Raw genomic sequence first — 16,047 nt, forward strand, 5'->3', positions numbered from 1 at the left:
GCTCGGCTCTTTTGTCCGTGAAGTTGACGCGCAGTATAGCGACAGGCCCTAGACCGGCAAAGCGCTGGCTGTGCCCGATGGTCACCGAAAGTGGGTAGAATGCGCTTTTTTTCCACCTCGGGGGTGCGCCTTGCGCGAAATTGTCCTGATAAACATCACCGGCGAAGATCGTCCCGGTCTGACTGCGGCCATTACCGGCGTTCTGGCCCAGGGTGGTGTGAACATTCTCGACATCGGTCAGGCGGTGATCCACGACACCTTGTCGTTCGGCATCCTGGTTGAAATTCCCAGCAACGAGCAGAGCTCGTCGGTGCTCAAGGACATCCTGTTCACCGCCTACAAGCTCGACCAGCAGGTGCGCTTCACGCCGGTGTCCGAGGAGGATTACCAGCAGTGGGTCGCCGGGCAGGGCAAGAAGCGTCATATCGTGACCCTGCTGACGCGCAAGGTGACCGCTGAACAGTTGCAGCGCGTGAGTTCCATCACCGCCAAGTACGGCCTGAACATCGACCATATCGATCGCCTGTCCGGGCGCATGCCCCTGGACATGCCTGCCGACCAGGGCAAGGGCTGCATCGAGTTCTCGGTACGTGGCGAAGCCGCCGATCCGCAAGCCCTGCGGGCCGAGTTCCTCAGCGTGGCCCAGGAGCTGAACGTCGATATCGCCTTCCAGGAAGACTCGCTGTTCCGCCGTAACCGGCGCCTGGCGGTGTTCGACATGGATTCGACGCTGATCGAGGCCGAAGTCATCGACGAGCTGGCCAAGGCGGCCGGTGTCGGCGATCGGGTCGCGGAAATCACCGAGCGGGCGATGGCCGGCGAGCTGGACTTCCGCGCCAGTTTCAAGGAGCGCCTGGCGTTGCTCAAGGGCCTGGACGTCAATGTGCTGGACGCCATCGGCGCCTCCCTGCGCCTGACCGAGGGCGCCGAAACCCTGTTCGCCGAACTCAAGCGCCTGGGCTACAAGACCGCGATCCTCTCCGGCGGCTTCACCTACTTTGCCAAGCAACTGCAAGCCAAGCTGGGTATCGACTACGTGTTCGCCAACGAGCTGGAAGTGGTGGACGGCAAGGTCACTGGCGTGGCGGTGGAGCCGATTGTCGACGCCCAGCGCAAGGCCGATCTGCTGCGTGAGCTGGCGCACAAGGAAGGCCTGCGCCTGGAGCAGACCATCGCTGTCGGCGATGGCGCCAACGATCTGCCGATGCTCGGCATTGCCGGCCTGGGCGTGGCATTCCGCGCCAAGCCGCTGGTCAAGCAGTCGGCCAAGCAGGCGATCTCGACCCTGGGCCTGGATGGCGTGCTGTACCTGCTGGGGTTCCGTGACCGCGACGGGCAGCTCTGAGCCGCCGGAAAATCCCCGCCCATAAAAAACGCCGCTGATCAGCGGCGTTTTTTATGTCCGGCATTCAGGCCTCAAGCCTTGGGCAGGCCCAGGCCCTGGCCCATCCGTACGGGCGAGCCGGCAGCCAGCTCTTCGGCCCACTGCACCTGGTCCGGGCCAAACAGCACGATGGCCGTGGAGCCCAGCTTGAAGCGGCCCATTTCGGCGCCTTTCTCCAGGTGGATCGGAGCGCGGGCGGCTTCGTCGTAGCGTACGGTCTTGAGTTCGCGCTTGGGCGGCGTTACCAGGCCGGCCCAGACGGTTTCGATCGAAGCGACGATCATCGCGCCCACCAGCACCAGCGCCATCGGACCGCGCTCGGTATCGAAGATGCACACCACGCGCTCGTTGCGTGCGAACAGCTCGGGTACGTTTTCAGCGGTAGTCTGGTTGACCGAGAAGATCCGGCCCGGCACATAGACCATTTCCCGCAGGGTGCCGGCCAGGGGCATGTGCACCCGGTGGTAGTCCTTGGGGGAGAGGTAGATGGTGGCAAAGTCGCCGCCCATGAACGGCTGTGCCAGGGCCGGGTCACCGCCCAGCAGTTCCAGCACGCTGTAGCTGTGGCCCTTGGCCTGGAACACCCGGCCGTGTTCGATCGGGCCCAGTTGGCTGACCGCGCCGTCGGCAGGGCTGAGCACCGCCCCCGGGGTCGGGTCCAGCGGCCGCGCTCCGTCTTTGAGGGCGCGGGTGAAGAAGGCGTTGAAGTGCTCGTAGGCGGTCACGTCCTCGACCTGGGCCTCGGACATATCCACTTGATACTGCTTGGCGAACCAGCGGGTGAAGGCATTCTTAAACCAGCGCACGCGGCACTCGGCAATGCAGCCGGCCAGGCGCGACAGCAGGTGATGAGGCAGCAGGTACTGGCTGATGATGAACAAACGCTTTTTCATTGGGTGTCCTTAAAAACCTTAAATCTCTACGGGCGTATCGGGATGATTGCCCCATTCGCCCCAGGAACCGGCGTAGCCCTTGACCCGTGGGTAGCCCAGCGCCTTGGCCACCAGATAGGTGAAGCCGGAGCGATGGTGGGTCTGGCAGTGGGTGATCACTTCTTTGTCTTTGCTGATGCCCAGGTCCGCAAGGATCTGTGGCATGTCGCGGCGGATGCGCAGGTGGCGTGCCTGATCCATGCCGGCGGTCCATTCGAAATTCACCGCGCCGGGGATATGCCCGCCCTTGGCTGCCAGGACTTTTTCGCCGGAGTACTCCAGCGGTCCGCGGGCGTCCCAGATCACCAGGTCCGCCGCGCCGAGACGGCTTTGCAGGTATTCGCGGGTGGCGGTGGGCTCGTCATGCAGGGCCAGCGCCACGGGGCCGCCGACCGCGGCCGGGACTTCGGTAGACACGGGCAGGCTTTCTGCCAACCAGGCCGGCAAGCCGCCGTCGAGGTAGTGGTAGCGGTGGTGGCCGATCACGTCCAGCAGCCAGATGAAGCGCCCGGCCCAGCCACCGCCTTCATCGTCGTAGACCACATAGACCGCGTCCGGGTTGTGCCCGAGTTCGCCGAACAGCGTTTCAAGCGTCGCTTGCGGAGGCAGCAGCCCGGGAGCCGGCGCCTGGCCCAGCTGAGTGCGCTTGGGGTCGATGAAGCGTGCCCCGGGAATATGCCCGGTGGCATAGCGGGCAGCGCTGGTCAGGTCGACCAGGATCAGTTCGCGGGCGTTCAGGCGGGCGAGCAGGTCGCTCGGTTCAATGACCAGCGGCAAGCCAGAGAAGTCAGACATGTCAGGTCCCCAGGGCGCAAAGGGAAGGATTGTAGCGCAAGCGTCATTGGCTGCGGTTGGTAAAGCTGTGCAAGGCTTTTTCGATGCACTGGGCGGTCTTGCCGAAGGCCTGGACGCTGATTTCCGAGAACGGCACGCCGCCCTGGTCGGCGATCGCCAGCATCAGTACCCGGCCATTGCACGACAGTGAGCGGATCAGCAGGTGTTCGCCGCGAAACAGCTGGCGCAGCGAGCTTGGCAGGTGAGGGGCGAACTGGGCCCGGTTGGCCGGGGTCAGGCGGATCTGCGCGGATTTTTCCAGCAGGCGTTGCAACAGCGGGCTCTGCTTGGCCTGCAAGGTCAGGCTGGCCGCTTCCCCGGGCAGGCCGTAAAGCTGCTGCACTCGCAGGTGGCTCAGGCTGCGATCGACCATCAGCAGCATGACCCGATGCATGCCGCACGCCGCCAGGGCATCCCGGGCAAAGCCGGTAAGGTGCACGGCGTTGGTAAAGGGGCTGGGGTCCAGCAACAGTTCGCCGCAGAGCTTGCGCCACTTGGCCAGTTCCAGTGCGGTGGGCGCCGGGGCTGGTTGCTCGCCGTGATGCAGGCGTCGGGCATCCCAGGGCCAGAGCAGGGCCTGGGCCGGGTGCCAGAGGTCGGGCTGGGTGTCGTTGCGGGCGCTTTGTACGGCCTGTTGGTGCAACTGTTGCTGGACCTGGTCCAGCGGGATCTGCAGATAAAGAGCGGTAAGGTTCTGCCAGCGCCGGCCATGGGGGCTGTTCCAGGACTGTTGCGCCGCCAGCGCCAGGCCGTTGGCCAGCAACACAGTGTTGGCCGGCTGGTTCAGCCAGCGCCGCAGGTCCGGTTCAGCGTCCAGGCGTTGTTGCTGGCGCAGCGGGTTGTCGCTGTCGCGGGCAATCAGCATGACCTTGGCCAGCAGGTGCTGCTCCTGGGTCAGCAGGCGATAGCCCTGCTGGACCCAGATCGGCAGGTGCCAGGCCAGGACCAGGGCCTGGCACATTTCCATCAGCCGCACTCCGAACAGTTGCAGTTCAACGTCGTGTGCGGATTCGTGCTTGTAGATGACCCGCAGTTCCCACTCTTCCAGCAGCTTGGGATAGACCAGGGCCATGGCCCACAGCGGCGAGAGAAACAGCAGGCTGCCCCAGTGGATGTCCTGCCAGAGTCGCGCCAGGCGTCCGGCAAAGAAGCCATTGGCTTGCTGGCTGGCGTGCTGGCTGATCAGCTGGAACTGGCGCAATGCCTGGGGGATCTGCTCTTCAGGCAGTGTCGGCAGTTGCTCGAGCAACTCCTCGGTACGCTTGAGGCCCAGGCGGTTGACCGCGATCTCCAGGTTTTCCGCCGGTTCGCTCATGCTGCCGTGGGAATGCCGGTTGGCTTCGCGGATCACGCTCAAGGCCAGTGCCGGGCTGTTTTGCATCAGATCGACAATCTCCCGCAGCGAGCTGCGGTTGTTGGCGATGGCGCGGCAGACCCGGTCATGGCTGGCCTGGGGCACCGGCAGGCGCACGCCATTGAGGAGCTTTACCCAGGCGTCGAGAGAGGCGGGCGGAGAATGTGGGACGCTGGTTTCATTAGACATGGTCGGGCGCAATCATCGTCTGCTGTGAACACGCCCAGAGCGGGCCAAACTGGCTTTTCGCCTTAACTGGCTATAGTCTGGCGCAGTTTTGCCGATAAGTAGAAGAAGAGTTTTAAGAACTTCCGAATATGACCTTGAACCCGACTCAATAAGTACTCCCCTACCTATGGCTAAAATTATCGGCATCATCGTCGTATTCGCGAGCGTGCTCGGCGGATACGTGCTTTCCCACGGCAAAATCGCGGCGCTGATCCAGCCTTTCGAAGTGCTGATCATCGGCGGCGCAGCCTTTGGCGCATTCCTCCAGGCCAACCCGGGCTATATGACGATGCACGTCGTCAAGAAATCCCTGGGCATGTTCAGCTCGCGCTTCACCCACACTTTCTACCTGGAAGTGCTGGGCCTGATCTACGAGATCCTCAACAAGAGTCGTCGCGAAGGCATGATGGCCATCGAAGGCGATATCGAGGACGCCGCGGCCAGCCCGATTTTCGCCAAGTACCCGGCGGTGCTCAAAGATGAACGCATGACCGCCTTCGTCTGTGACTATCTGCGCATCATGTCCTCCGGCAACATGGCTCCCCACGAGTTGGAAGGCCTGTTCGACATGGAGCTGTTCAGCCTCAAGGAAGACCTCGAGCATCCATCCCATGCGGTCAACGGGATTGCCGACGGCATGCCCGGTTTCGGTATCGTCGCGGCGGTATTGGGGATCGTGGTGACCATGGCCTCCCTGGGCGATGGCGACCAGAAGTCCATCGGTCTGCACGTAGGCGCGGCGCTGGTGGGTACCTTCTTCGGTATTCTCGCGGCCTATGGTTTCTTCGGCCCGCTGGCCCACTCCCTGGCCCACGACGCCAAGGAAGAACTGAACGTCTACGAAGCCATCAAGGCGTCGCTGGTGGCCTCGGCTTCCGGCATGCCGCCGTCCCTGGCCGTGGAGTTCGGGCGCAAGGTTCTGTACCCGGCGCACCGTCCTAGCTTCGCCGAGCTCGAACAAGCGGTTCGCGGTCGCTAAGTCATGGAAAATAATCAGCCGATTATCATCAAGCGCGTCAAGCGCTTCGCTGGCGGACATCACGGGGGCGCCTGGAAAATCGCCTTCGCCGACTTCGCCACGGCGATGATGGCGTTCTTCCTGGTGCTGTGGCTGCTGTCCACGGCCACCCCGGAACAGAAGATCGCCATCGCCGGTTACTTCAAGGACCCGATCGGCTTCTCGGAAAGCGGTACGCCCTACATCATCGACCTGGGCGGCTCCCCTGAGCTGGCGCCGGACAACACCCTCAACCCCGAGATCAAGTCCCAGCCACAACCGGACAAGGTCACGGTGGATGCCGACCAGGTGGAGGGCATGGCCGAGCAGGTCGAGCGCGAGCGTCTCGAGTTGCTGTTGCAAGAGTTGCAGAACAAGGTTGAAGAGAACCCGCAACTGCAGAAGTTCAAGGACCAGATCCTCTTCGAGATCACCCCGGACGGCCTGCGGATCCAGATCATGGACGCCGAGAACCGGCCTATGTTCGACTCTGGCAGTGCACGTCTGAAGCCGTATTTCGAAGACATCCTGCTGGCCATGGCCGACACCATCAAGACCGTGCCGAACAAGATCAGCATCAGCGGTCACACCGACGCCAAGCCCTATTCGGGCACTGGCGACTTCGGCAACTGGGAACTGTCGGCCAACCGGGCCAACGCTGCGCGTCGGGCGCTGGTGGCGGGTGGTTATCCTGATCCGCAAGTCGCGCGTGTGGTGGGCTTTGCTTCGTCGGCGCTATTCGATCGCAAGGACCCGTTCAACCCGGTCAACCGGCGTATCGATATCGTCGTGCTGACCAAGAAGGCCCAGCGTGCCATCGAGGGTGAGCAGACCGATCCCAATGCTCCGGTACCGACCCAGGGTAGCGGTGCTCCCGGTGAAGTACCGGGGGCGGCAGCCGACCCGAATGCCTTGCCGCCCGGTAGCGAACCGCTGCCGGCGCACGAGGTGCGTCAACGTATGAATATCTTCGAGGACGGTGTGTTGAAGATGGACGAGCAGGGTGCGGCGGGCCAGTCTTCGGCTCCGGCTCCGGCTCCCACTGCTCCGGTGACGCCGCCCGCTACGCCGGGCACGGCGAAGTGACAAACGACAAGGCCGCGAAGATCGCGGCCTTGTCGTATCTGGGTCAGGTCAATCAGTAGCTGTTGTCTGGCAGGCTGGCGAGGATCGAGCGGTAGCTGTTCATCCGTTGCTGCTGGATGCGTCCGTCTTCCAGGGCCTTGAGCAAGGCACAGCCCGGCTCGCGATCGTGCTTGCAATCGCGGAAGCGGCAGGTGCCCAGCAAGTCATTGAACTCGATGAACCCGGCCTCGACATCGGCGCGGCTGACATGGCCGAGGCCGAACTCACGGATACCGGGGGAGTCGATCAGCTCACCGCCACCGGGGAAGTGGAACAGGCGCGCGGTCGTGGTGGTGTGAGTGCCCTGGCCGGAGAACTCCGACAGCGGGCCGACGCGGGTTTCGACTTCCGGCAGCAGGCTGTTGACCAGGGACGACTTGCCTACCCCCGACTGGCCGACGAATACACTGATGCGCCCGTCCAGCAGGGCTTGCAACTGCTCCATGCCGTCGCCGTGATGAGCCGAGACCTCCAGCAGCGGGTAGCCCAGTTGGCGGTAGACCGCGAGCAGGGCGTTGAGCGCAGGGGCGTTGTGCTCATCGATCAGGTCGGCCTTGTTCAGCAGCAGCAACGGCCGGATTCCAGCATGCTCGGCGGCTACCAGGTAGCGGTCGATCAGGTTGGCGTGGGGCTCGGGCATGGGCGCAAACACGATCACGATCATGTCGACGTTGGCGGCCACCGGCTTGAGCTGGCCGCGGCTGTCCGGGCGGCACAGCTCGGTGCTGCGCGGCAGTTGCGCGACGATCACCCCGATGCCCTGGTTGCCGGCGCGCCAGACCACCTGGTCGCCGGTCACCAGGGCCGGCAGGTTGGCCCGCAGGTAGCAGCGGAACACCTGGCCGGCCGTTTCGCCTTCGCGAGCCTCGACTTCGACCTGGACGCCGAAGTGGGCGATGACCAGGCCGGTCTGTTCCGGGCCCAGGTCGCCACCTTCCAGCGCCTCGACGGCAGAGGACTCGCGTTTGGCGGCGCGGGCGGCGCGCTCACCCTGGATCTTTTCGATGCGCCAGTTTTGGCGGCGATTGAGCTGGCGTTTGGCCATTGGTGTTCCGTGTCGATAATTACGGCGGATAGGTAAAACGGCGGCGAGTTTAGCACGCCGGGCAGGCCCTCTAGGCTAAACTGCGCAACTACGCCGAGGAGCCCACCCATGCAAAACCCGCAGAACCTGATTTGGATCGACCTGGAAATGACCGGTCTGAACCCTGACACCGACGTCATCATCGAGATGGCCACCATTGTCACTGACAGCAACCTCAACACCTTGGCTGAAGGACCGGTCATCGCCATCCACCAGAGCGACGAGATCCTCGCCGGCATGGATGAATGGAACACCCGCCAGCACGGCGGTTCCGGTCTGACCCAGCGGGTTCGCGAAAGCCGCATCAGCATGGCCGAAGCCGAAGCCCAGACCATTGCCTTCCTGGAGCAGTGGGTGCCCAAGGGCAAATCGCCGATCTGCGGCAACAGCATCTGCCAGGACCGGCGCTTCCTGTACCGCCACATGAAGGCTCTGGAAAGCTACTTCCACTACCGCAACCTGGACGTCTCGACCCTCAAGGAACTGGCCGCCCGCTGGGCGCCGGACGTGCGCGACAGCTTCAAGAAAGGCAGCACCCACCTGGCCCTGGACGATATTCGCGAGTCTATTGCCGAGCTCCAGCACTACCGCAAGCACTTCATCAAGTTCTGACCCGCAGGCGTCGGCTTGCCGGCGAACGGGCGCCCGTTGCGACTCGGCGCCCGTACCCGCCCCCTTTTGGTGCCCGCTTCAACTGAGTAGACTGCGCGCCTTCCTGCAAGGACCGCCATCATGCTGTTGATGCTTTATCTGATTGCCATTACCGCCGAAGCCATGACCGGTGCCCTGTCTGCCGGCCGGCGCGGCATGGACTGGTTCGGTGTGGTGCTGATTGCCTGCGTCACCGCACTCGGCGGCGGTTCTGTGCGTGATGTGCTGCTGGGCCACTACCCGCTGACCTGGGTCAAGCACCCGGAATACCTGGTGCTGACCTCGGTGGCGGCATTGGTGACGATCTTCATCGCGCCCTTGATGCGTCACCTGCGCTCGCTGTTTCTGGTGCTCGACGCCGTGGGCCTGGTGGCCTTTACCCTGATCGGCTGCATGACTGCCCTGGAAATGGGCCACGGCATGCTGGTGGCTTCAGTCAGTGGGGTGATCACCGGGGTCTTTGGCGGCATCCTCAGGGACATCTTCTGCAACGATATCCCGCTGATCTTTCGCCGCGAGCTGTACGCCAGCGTGTCCTTCGCCGCGGCCTGGTGCTACATGCTGTGCATCTACCTGCAACTGCCCAGCGAGCAGTCGATCCTGGTCACCCTGTTCGGCGGCTTTCTATTGCGCTTGCTGGCGATCCGTTTTCACTGGGAAATGCCCAAGTTCGTCTACAACGACGAACACTGACGGTTGGCGTGCTGGTCCAGGGCCCATTGCACATGTTCGCGAACCAGTTCCGAGGGGTAGTCCTGGCGGGCCTTGAGGGCTTCCAGCACCGGAATGCTAGAGGGGGCGTTGCCCAGGCCCACCGCCAGGTTGCGTAGCCAGCGCTCGTAGCCGGCGCGGCGCAAGGGCGAACCTTCGGTATTGCTGAGGAATTTGTCCTCGTCCCACATGAACAGCTCTGCCAGTTCGGCATTGTCCAGGTTGTGCCGGGGCTTGAAGTCGCCCTCGGCCGTTGAGCGGGCGAAGCGATTCCAGGGGCAGACGATCTGGCAGTCATCGCAGCCGAATACCCGGTTGCCGATCAGCGGGCGCAGGTCTTCGGGGATGGCGCTTTTGAGCTCGATGGTCAGGTAGGAAATGCAGCGTCGGGCATCCAGCACATAGGGGCCGACGAAGGCGTTGGTCGGGCAGATGTCCAGGCAGGCGGTGCAGCGGCCGCAGTGCTCAGTGGCGTGGGGCGCGTCCACCGGCAGGGGCAGGTCGACGAACAGTTCGCTGAGGAAGAAGTAGCTGCCGGCTTTGCGATTCAGCACCAGGGTGTTCTTGCCGATCCAGCCGAGCCCGGCCTGTTCGGCGATGGCTTTTTCCAGCACCGGAGCGCTATCGACGAAGGCGCGGTAGCCAAAGGGGCCGATGGCTTGCTGGATGCGCTCGGCCAGTTGCTGTACGCGCTTGCGGATCAGCTTGTGATAATCGCGCCCCAGGGCATAGCGCGAAACATAGGCCTTGGAAGGCTGGGCCAGGCGCTGGGCCATCTGGGTGTCGCCGGGCAGGTAGTCCATGCGCAGCGAAACCACCCGCAGGGTGCCAGGCACCAACTGGTCGGGATGGGAGCGTTTGCTGCCATGGGCGCCCATGTATTCCATCTCGCCGTGGTAGCCGGCGGCGAGCCAGCGTTCCAGGTGCTGCTCATGCTCGGCCAGGTCCAGGCCGCTGATGCCGACTTGTTGAAAGCCCAGTTCGCGGCCCCAGTCCTTGATCGATTGGGCGAGAGCGGGAAGATCCTGGGTAATAGCGGGCATGAGGCGAGAGAAACCGGGGCTGAGGTGCGTATAATTCTGCCAGACATCGGAGCTCGAAGACGCATGCCGCAGACAAAACACCCTCTACCTGACGTTCAGTTGCTGACTTCTGGCCATTTGCCATATCTGAGTGGACGACTTCGCGATGCCCACAAGGGCCAGTTCGGCCACCTGTTGCTGATTGGAGGCGATCGAGGTTTTGCCGGCGCCGCCTTGCTGAGTGCGGAAAGTGCCTTGCGCAGTGGCGCGGGGCTGGTGTCCCTGGCGACCCGCAGTGAGCATGTGGCTGCCGCTGCGGCGCGCTTGCCGGAGGTCATGACCCAGGGCACTCATTCGGCCAACCAGTTGATGGGGTTGTTGGCTCGGGCCACGGTGCTGGTGGTCGGGCCGGGGTTGGGGCAGGGCGCCTGGGGGCGCAGCCTGCTGTCGGCGGCGGCCAATGCGCCGTTGCCCCAGGTGTGGGATGCCGATGCCTTGAACCTGCTGGCCGAGGGCGGGCTGCAACTGCCTGCCGCGAGTGTCATCACTCCCCATCCGGGAGAGGCGGCGCGGCTGCTGGGTATCTCCAGCGCCGAGGTGCAGGCGGATCGCCCTGCAGCGGCCCTGGCGCTGAGCAAAAAATACGCAGCGGTTGCAGTGCTCAAGGGGGCCGGTAGCCTGATCGCCACTGCCGATGGGCGGCTGGCCCGCTGTGACGCCGGGCATCCGGCGATGGCCACGGCAGGCTTGGGTGATGTGCTGGCTGGCCTGATCGGCGCCTTGCTGGCGCAAGGCTTGTCGGCATTCGATGCCGCCTGCCTGGCGGTCTGGTTGCATGCCAGCGCGGGCGAGCAGCAAGGCAAATTGGGCCGAGGGCTGGCGGCCAGTGATCTGATTCCAGCCATTCGTCAGTTGTTGGAGGAACAATCACCGTGTCTGAGTTAACCCTTTTTCTGGCCGACGAACAGGCCATGGTGGAATTTGGTGCACGTATTGCCCAGGTGACCCAAGGCGTGGGGGTGATCTTCCTCGAAGGCGACCTGGGGGCGGGCAAAACCACCTTGTCGCGAGGGATCATCCGTGGCCTGGGGCACGTGGGGGCAGTGAAGAGCCCGACCTTTACCCTGGTCGAACCGTACGAGATCGGCTTGGTGCGGGCTTTCCACTTCGACCTGTACCGTCTGGTGGATCCGGAAGAGCTGGAGTTCCTGGGGATTCGCGACTACTTCGAGGGCGATGCTCTGTGCCTGCTGGAGTGGCCCCAGCGTGGTGCAGGCTTTTTGCCAAAGCCTGACCTGACCATTACCATTACCCCGCATAACAATGGGCGTTCTGTGCATCTGTTGTCTCAAGGCTCGCGTGGCGAGTCCTGGTGTGCCGCTTTGGCGTTGGAATTCAAATAATTGATGGGGTTAGGTATGCGCATTCGCGCGTTGGTTGCTGTCGTAGGACTGTTGCTTACGGCATTGGCCGTCGATGCTGTGGCCGCTACACAGGTTCGCAGCGTCCGCCTGTGGCGGGCACCGGATAACACGCGACTGGTATTCGACCTGTCCGGCCCGGTTCAGCACAGCGTCTTTACCCTGACGGCCCCGGATCGTCTGGTGATCGATATCAATGGCGCGACCCTTGGCGGTCCGCTGAACGTCGCCACGGCCAATACACCGATTACCGCCATGCGCTCGGCACAGCGCACGCCCAGTGACCTGCGGGTGGTCATCGATCTGAAAAAGGCCGTCACGCCGAAAAGTTTCACCCTGGCGCCCAACGCTCAGTACGGCAATCGCCTGGTGGTCGATCTGTTCGACAACCCGGCTGACGCCGCGCCACCTGCTGCGCCGCCACCTACTGTGGCCACTGTCCCAGCAGTGCCCGTCACTCCGGCGGAGCCGGCGATCAAGCTGCCGCCAGCCCCGGCGGGCAAGCGCGACATCATTGTGGTGATCGATGCCGGCCACGGCGGCGAAGACCCGGGTGCCTCCGGCTCCCGCGGGCAGCATGAAAAAGACGTGGTGCTGGCCATTGCTCGCGAATTGCAGCGTCAGGTCAATGGCCTCAAGGGTTTCCGCGCCGAGCTGACCCGTACCGGCGACTACTTCATTCCATTGCGCGGTCGTACCGAGATCGCCCGCAAGAAGGGCGCCGACCTGTTCGTCTCGATCCATGCCGACGCTGCGCCTTCGGCCGCGGCCTTTGGCGCGTCGGTGTTTGCCTTGTCTGAACGTGGTGCCACGTCGGAAACCGCGCGCTGGCTGGCGGACAGCGAGAACCGTTCCGACCTGATCGGCGGGGCCGGCAACGTCAGCCTGGATGACAAGGACCGGATGCTGGCCGGGGTGCTGCTGGACCTGTCGATGACAGCGTCCCTGACCTCCAGTCTGAATGTCGGGCAGAAAGTCCTGAACAACATCGGCCGGGTGACTCCGTTGCACAAGCAGCGGGTGGAACAGGCCGGGTTCATGGTGCTCAAATCCCCGGATATTCCGTCGATCCTGGTGGAAACCGGCTTTATCTCCAACTCCAACGAGGCCTCGAAGCTGGCCACCGCCAGCCATCAGCAGGCCCTGGCGCGCTCCATCAGCAGCGGCGTGCGGCAGTTCTTCCAGCAGAACCCGCCACCGGGCACCTATATTGCCTGGCTGCGCGATTCCGGGAAGATCGCCCAGGGTCCGCGTGATCACCGGGTCAATCCAGGGGAAACCCTGGCCATGATCGCCGTGCGCTATCAGGTCTCCGCGGCCACGCTACGCAGTGCCAACAACCTGAAAAGCGATGAATTGAAAGTGGGGCAGGTGTTGACCATCCCCGGTACAGAACTGGCGGCCAAGGAATGAGTGAATCGGTAATCAGTAGCGCGCGCATCGAGCTGCTCAGCCCGCGCCTGGCCAACCAGATTGCCGCGGGCGAGGTGGTCGAGCGCCCGGCTTCGGTGATCAAGGAGCTGTTGGAAAACAGCCTGGACTCCGGCGCCAAGCGCATCGATGTGGATGTGGAGCAGGCCGGGGTCAAGCTGCTGCGGGTACGTGACGACGGTAGCGGCATTTCCTCTGACGACTTGCCGCTGGCCCTGGCCCGGCACGCCACCAGCAAGATCCGCGACCTGGAAGACCTGGAGCGGGTCATGAGCCTGGGGTTCCGCGGCGAGGCCCTGGCTTCCATCAGCTCCGTGGCGCGCCTGACCCTCACGTCCCGTACCCGGGATGCCGAGCAGGCCTGGCAGGTGGAAACCGAAGGCCGGGACATGGCACCAAGGGTGCAGCCGGCGGCGCACCCGGTAGGCACTTCGGTGGAAGTCCGCGACCTGTTCTTCAATACGCCGGCACGACGCAAGTTCCTCAAGGCGGAAAAGACCGAGTTCGATCACCTGCAGGAAGTGATCAAGCGCCTGGCCCTGGCGCGTTTCGACGTGGCCTTCCACTTGCGGCACAACGGCAAGAGCATCCTCAGCCTGCACGAGGCCAAGGACGACGCCGCTCGTGCCCGTCGTGTGGCGGCGGTGTGCGGTTCGGGCTTCCTGGAGCAGGCGTTGCCCATCGAGGTCGAGCGCAACGGCTTGCATCTGTGGGGCTGGGTGGGCTTGCCGACCTTCTCCCGCAGCCAGGCGGACCTGCAGTACTTCTACGTCAATGGTCGCGCGGTACGGGACAAGCTGGTGGCTCACGCGGTGCGCCAGGCTTATCGCGATGTTCTGTTCAACGGTCGACACCCGACCTTTGTACTGTTTTTCGAAGTCGACCCGTCGGTGGTCGACGTCAACGTGCACCCGACCAAGCACGAAGTGCGTTTCCGTGACGGGCGCATGGTGCACGACTTCCTTTATGGCACCTTGCACCGGGCCCTGGGTGATGTGCGGCCCGAGGATCAGTTGGCGGCGCCGGCGGCGGTCGCCGGCATCGTGCGCCCGACAGGTATCGAGGCCGGCGAGTTCGGGCCTCAGGGTGAGATGCGCCTGGCCGCGAATCTGGCTCTGGAGCAGCCCCAATCCCAGCCGAGCGTCAATGCGCCGGGCGCGGGAGGCGGCAGTGGCTATCAATATCAGTACACGCCACGGCCACAGCCAGTGTTGCCGGCCGCCGAGAGCCAGGGCGTGTACCGCGAGTTCTTTGCCCCGTTGCCGGGGGCGCCAGCGGCGGCTTTGCCGGACGGCCAGGAGGACATTCCGCCCCTGGGCTATGCCCTGGCCCAGCTCAAGGGGATCTACATCCTGGCGGAAAACGCCCTGGGTCTGGTGCTGGTGGACATGCACGCGGCTCACGAGCGGATCATGTACGAGCGCTTGAAAGTGGCCATGGCCAGCGAAGGCCTGAGCGGCCAGCCGCTGCTGGTACCGGAGTCGATTGCCGTCAGCCAGCGTGAGGCCGATTGCGCTGAAGAACACATGAGCTGGTTCCAGCGCCTGGGCTTCGAGCTGCAGCGCCTGGGCCCGGAATCCCTGGCTATCCGCCAGATCCCAGCATTGTTGAAGCAGGCGGAAGCCAATCGCCTGGTGCATGACGTACTGGCGGACCTGATGGAGTACGGCACCAGTGACCGGATCCAGGCTCACCTCAATGAGCTGCTCGGCACCATGGCCTGCCACGGCGCGATCCGCGCCAATCGACGCCTGGCGCTGCCGGAAATGAACGCCTTGCTGCGGGACATGGAAAACACCGAGCGCAGCGGCCAATGCAACCACGGTCGACCGACCTGGACCCAAATGGGTCTGGACGATCTGGACAAACTCTTTCTGCGCGGCCGTTGATGACCCAGCTTCCTCCAGCGATTTTCCTGATGGGCCCGACTGCTGCGGGCAAGACCGATCTGGCCATCGAACTGACCAAGGTGCTGCCTTGCGAGCTGATCAGTGTCGACTCGGCGTTGGTCTACCGCGGCATGGACATTGGCACCGCGAAGCCTTCCAGGGAACTGCTGGCGCAGTTTCCCCATCGCCTGATCGATATTCTCGACCCTGCCGAGAGCTACTCGGCGGCGGATTTCCGTACCGATGCGCTGGCGGCCATGGCCGATATCACCGCCCGGGGCAAGATCCCGCTGTTGGTGGGCGGCACCATGCTGTATTACAAGGCGCTGCTTGAAGGCCTGGCGGACATGCCCGCGGCGGATCCGCAGGTACGTGCCGAGCTGGAGGAGGAGGCTGCACGCCTTGGCTGGCAGGCCCTGCACGACCAGCTGGCGGCGGTGGACCCCGAGTCGGCGGCGCGGATCCACCCCAACGACCCCCAACGTCTGACCCGGGCACTTGAGGTCTATCGGGTCAGTGGCCTGACAATGACCGCCCATCGCCAGCGTCAATTGGCGCAAAGTACTGAAGCAGGCGCATCTGGACGCAGTCAATTGCCCTATACTGTCGCCAATCTGGCCATCGCTCCGGCGAATCGCCAGGTACTGCACCAGCGTATTGCACAAAGATTCACACAAATGTTGGAACAGGGATTCATTGACGAGGTCGTAGCTCTGCGTTCCAGAAGTGACCTGCATGCCGGGTTGCCGTCTATACGTGCAGTGGGCTACCGCCAAGTCTGGGATCATCTGGATGGCAAGCTGACGTCAGCCGAAATGCAGGAGCGGGGCATCATTGCCACGCGCCAATTGGCGAAACGCCAGTTCACCTGGTTACGTAGTTGGGCTGACCTGCAATGGTTGGACAGCCTGGATTGCGACAATCTGCCACGCGCCTTGAAATACTTGGGGACGATCTCCATATTGAGCTGAGTCCTTGCAATTG

The 16,047-nt window shown here is 63.7% G+C and carries 15 protein-coding genes; 10 read left to right on the forward strand and 5 right to left on the reverse strand.

The features are described from left to right. The first annotated feature begins 130 nt into the window (after positions 1–130). Positions 131–1,345 (forward strand): phosphoserine phosphatase SerB, encoded by a 1,215-nt coding sequence (gene serB, locus ABCR88_RS02840; RefSeq protein ID WP_011058924.1) that lies wholly within the window; start codon positions 131–133, stop codon positions 1,343–1,345. 71 nt (positions 1,346–1,416) lie between these two features. Here the strand turns inward: serB and asd are convergent, their stop codons facing one another. From asd to ABCR88_RS02855, 3 genes are read right to left on the reverse strand one after another with little or no spacing between them, the layout of a single operon-like run. Continuing rightward, positions 1,417–2,277, reverse strand: a complete 861-nt coding sequence (asd, locus tag ABCR88_RS02845; protein WP_041115445.1) for an archaetidylserine decarboxylase — start codon at positions 2,275–2,277, stop codon at positions 1,417–1,419. 18 nt (positions 2,278–2,295) lie between these two features. Beyond that, complete coding sequence (gene rhdA / locus ABCR88_RS02850; protein WP_041115447.1) at positions 2,296–3,111, reverse strand: thiosulfate sulfurtransferase; 816 nt, start codon at positions 3,109–3,111, stop codon at positions 2,296–2,298. A gap of 43 nt (positions 3,112–3,154) precedes the next feature. Beyond that, positions 3,155–4,693: an HDOD domain-containing protein gene (locus ABCR88_RS02855; protein ID WP_041115449.1), complete on the reverse strand. Its 1,539-nt coding sequence runs from the start codon at positions 4,691–4,693 to the stop codon at positions 3,155–3,157. 166 nt (positions 4,694–4,859) lie between these two features. On the opposite strand from ABCR88_RS02855, the gene motA reads away from it, so the two are divergent. Together motA and motB are read left to right on the forward strand one after the other, a co-directional pair. Then, the gene (motA, locus tag ABCR88_RS02860; protein WP_011058928.1) at positions 4,860–5,711 is read left to right on the forward strand and encodes a flagellar motor stator protein MotA; all 852 of its coding nucleotides are present in this window, start codon (positions 4,860–4,862) and stop codon (positions 5,709–5,711) included. Between the two features lie 3 nt (positions 5,712–5,714). Further along, entirely contained in the window at positions 5,715–6,815 is a 1,101-nt protein-coding gene (gene motB / locus ABCR88_RS02865; RefSeq protein ID WP_065364882.1) for a flagellar motor protein MotB, read from the forward strand. Between the two features lie 52 nt (positions 6,816–6,867). On the opposite strand, the gene rsgA is transcribed toward motB, so the two are convergent. After that, the gene (gene rsgA / locus ABCR88_RS02870; protein ID WP_053148766.1) at positions 6,868–7,899 is read right to left on the reverse strand and encodes a small ribosomal subunit biogenesis GTPase RsgA; all 1,032 of its coding nucleotides are present in this window, start codon (positions 7,897–7,899) and stop codon (positions 6,868–6,870) included. 108 nt (positions 7,900–8,007) lie between these two features. Between rsgA and orn the strand changes: the two genes are divergently transcribed. Next, positions 8,008–8,550, forward strand: coding sequence for an oligoribonuclease (orn, locus tag ABCR88_RS02875; RefSeq protein WP_011058931.1), 543 nt, complete (start codon positions 8,008–8,010; stop codon positions 8,548–8,550). Between the two features lie 117 nt (positions 8,551–8,667). Further along, entirely contained in the window at positions 8,668–9,282 is a 615-nt protein-coding gene (locus ABCR88_RS02880) for a trimeric intracellular cation channel family protein (RefSeq protein WP_169893104.1), read from the forward strand. Here the strand turns inward: ABCR88_RS02880 and queG are convergent. Beyond that, positions 9,264–10,343 carry a tRNA epoxyqueuosine(34) reductase QueG gene (gene queG, locus ABCR88_RS02885; RefSeq protein ID WP_011058933.1) on the reverse strand — a complete coding sequence of 360 codons (1,080 nt, stop codon included), beginning with the start codon at positions 10,341–10,343 and terminating at the stop codon, positions 9,264–9,266. The genes ABCR88_RS02880 and queG overlap by 19 nt on opposite strands. A gap of 63 nt (positions 10,344–10,406) precedes the next feature. On the opposite strand from queG, the gene ABCR88_RS02890 reads away from it, so the two are divergent. The 5 genes from ABCR88_RS02890 to miaA are packed head-to-tail and all read left to right on the forward strand — an operon-like array spanning position 10,407 to position 16,034. Further along, positions 10,407–11,267, forward strand: a complete 861-nt coding sequence (locus ABCR88_RS02890) for an NAD(P)H-hydrate dehydratase (RefSeq protein ID WP_015633936.1) — start codon at positions 10,407–10,409, stop codon at positions 11,265–11,267. After that, the gene (gene tsaE / locus ABCR88_RS02895) at positions 11,255–11,725 is read left to right on the forward strand and encodes a tRNA (adenosine(37)-N6)-threonylcarbamoyltransferase complex ATPase subunit type 1 TsaE (protein ID WP_236185746.1); all 471 of its coding nucleotides are present in this window, start codon (positions 11,255–11,257) and stop codon (positions 11,723–11,725) included. Before ABCR88_RS02890 ends, tsaE begins: the two co-directional genes overlap by 13 nt. 3 nt (positions 11,726–11,728) lie before the next feature. Beyond that, positions 11,729–13,156, forward strand: coding sequence for an N-acetylmuramoyl-L-alanine amidase (locus ABCR88_RS02900; protein ID WP_198409248.1), 1,428 nt, complete (start codon positions 11,729–11,731; stop codon positions 13,154–13,156). Further along, complete coding sequence (gene mutL / locus ABCR88_RS02905; RefSeq protein ID WP_236185744.1) at positions 13,153–15,063, forward strand: DNA mismatch repair endonuclease MutL; 1,911 nt, start codon at positions 13,153–13,155, stop codon at positions 15,061–15,063. The genes ABCR88_RS02900 and mutL overlap by 4 nt, the downstream gene beginning before the upstream one ends. After that, positions 15,063–16,034 (forward strand): tRNA (adenosine(37)-N6)-dimethylallyltransferase MiaA, encoded by a 972-nt coding sequence (gene miaA / locus ABCR88_RS02910; RefSeq protein WP_011058938.1) that lies wholly within the window; start codon positions 15,063–15,065, stop codon positions 16,032–16,034. The genes mutL and miaA overlap by 1 nt, the downstream gene beginning before the upstream one ends. Positions 16,035–16,047: the final 13 nt, after the last annotated feature.

Source organism: Pseudomonas sp. W17 (assembly GCF_040268305.1).
GTDB classification, from domain to species: Bacteria; Pseudomonadota; Gammaproteobacteria; order Pseudomonadales; family Pseudomonadaceae; genus Aquipseudomonas; species Aquipseudomonas protegens.

What these genes read in the sequence shown, in the direction of transcription:
- asd (WP_041115445.1), bottom strand. Translation starts at nt 2,277, where the DNA reads ATGAAAAAGCGTTTGTTCATCATCAGCCAGTACCTGCTGCCTCATCAC.
- rhdA (WP_041115447.1), bottom strand. Translation starts at nt 3,111, where the DNA reads ATGTCTGACTTCTCTGGCTTGCCGCTGGTCATTGAACCGAGCGACCTG.
- ABCR88_RS02855 (WP_041115449.1), bottom strand. Translation starts at nt 4,693, where the DNA reads ATGTCTAATGAAACCAGCGTCCCACATTCTCCGCCCGCCTCTCTCGAC.
- motA (WP_011058928.1), top strand. Translation starts at nt 4,860, where the DNA reads ATGGCTAAAATTATCGGCATCATCGTCGTATTCGCGAGCGTGCTCGGC.
- motB (WP_065364882.1), top strand. Translation starts at nt 5,715, where the DNA reads ATGGAAAATAATCAGCCGATTATCATCAAGCGCGTCAAGCGCTTCGCT.
- rsgA (WP_053148766.1), bottom strand. Translation starts at nt 7,899, where the DNA reads ATGGCCAAACGCCAGCTCAATCGCCGCCAAAACTGGCGCATCGAAAAG.
- orn (WP_011058931.1), top strand. Translation starts at nt 8,008, where the DNA reads ATGCAAAACCCGCAGAACCTGATTTGGATCGACCTGGAAATGACCGGT.
- queG (WP_011058933.1), bottom strand. Translation starts at nt 10,343, where the DNA reads ATGCCCGCTATTACCCAGGATCTTCCCGCTCTCGCCCAATCGATCAAG.
- ABCR88_RS02890 (WP_015633936.1), top strand. Translation starts at nt 10,407, where the DNA reads ATGCCGCAGACAAAACACCCTCTACCTGACGTTCAGTTGCTGACTTCT.
- ABCR88_RS02900 (WP_198409248.1), top strand. Translation starts at nt 11,729, where the DNA reads ATGGGGTTAGGTATGCGCATTCGCGCGTTGGTTGCTGTCGTAGGACTG.
- mutL (WP_236185744.1), top strand. Translation starts at nt 13,153, where the DNA reads ATGAGTGAATCGGTAATCAGTAGCGCGCGCATCGAGCTGCTCAGCCCG.
- miaA (WP_011058938.1), top strand. Translation starts at nt 15,063, where the DNA reads ATGACCCAGCTTCCTCCAGCGATTTTCCTGATGGGCCCGACTGCTGCG.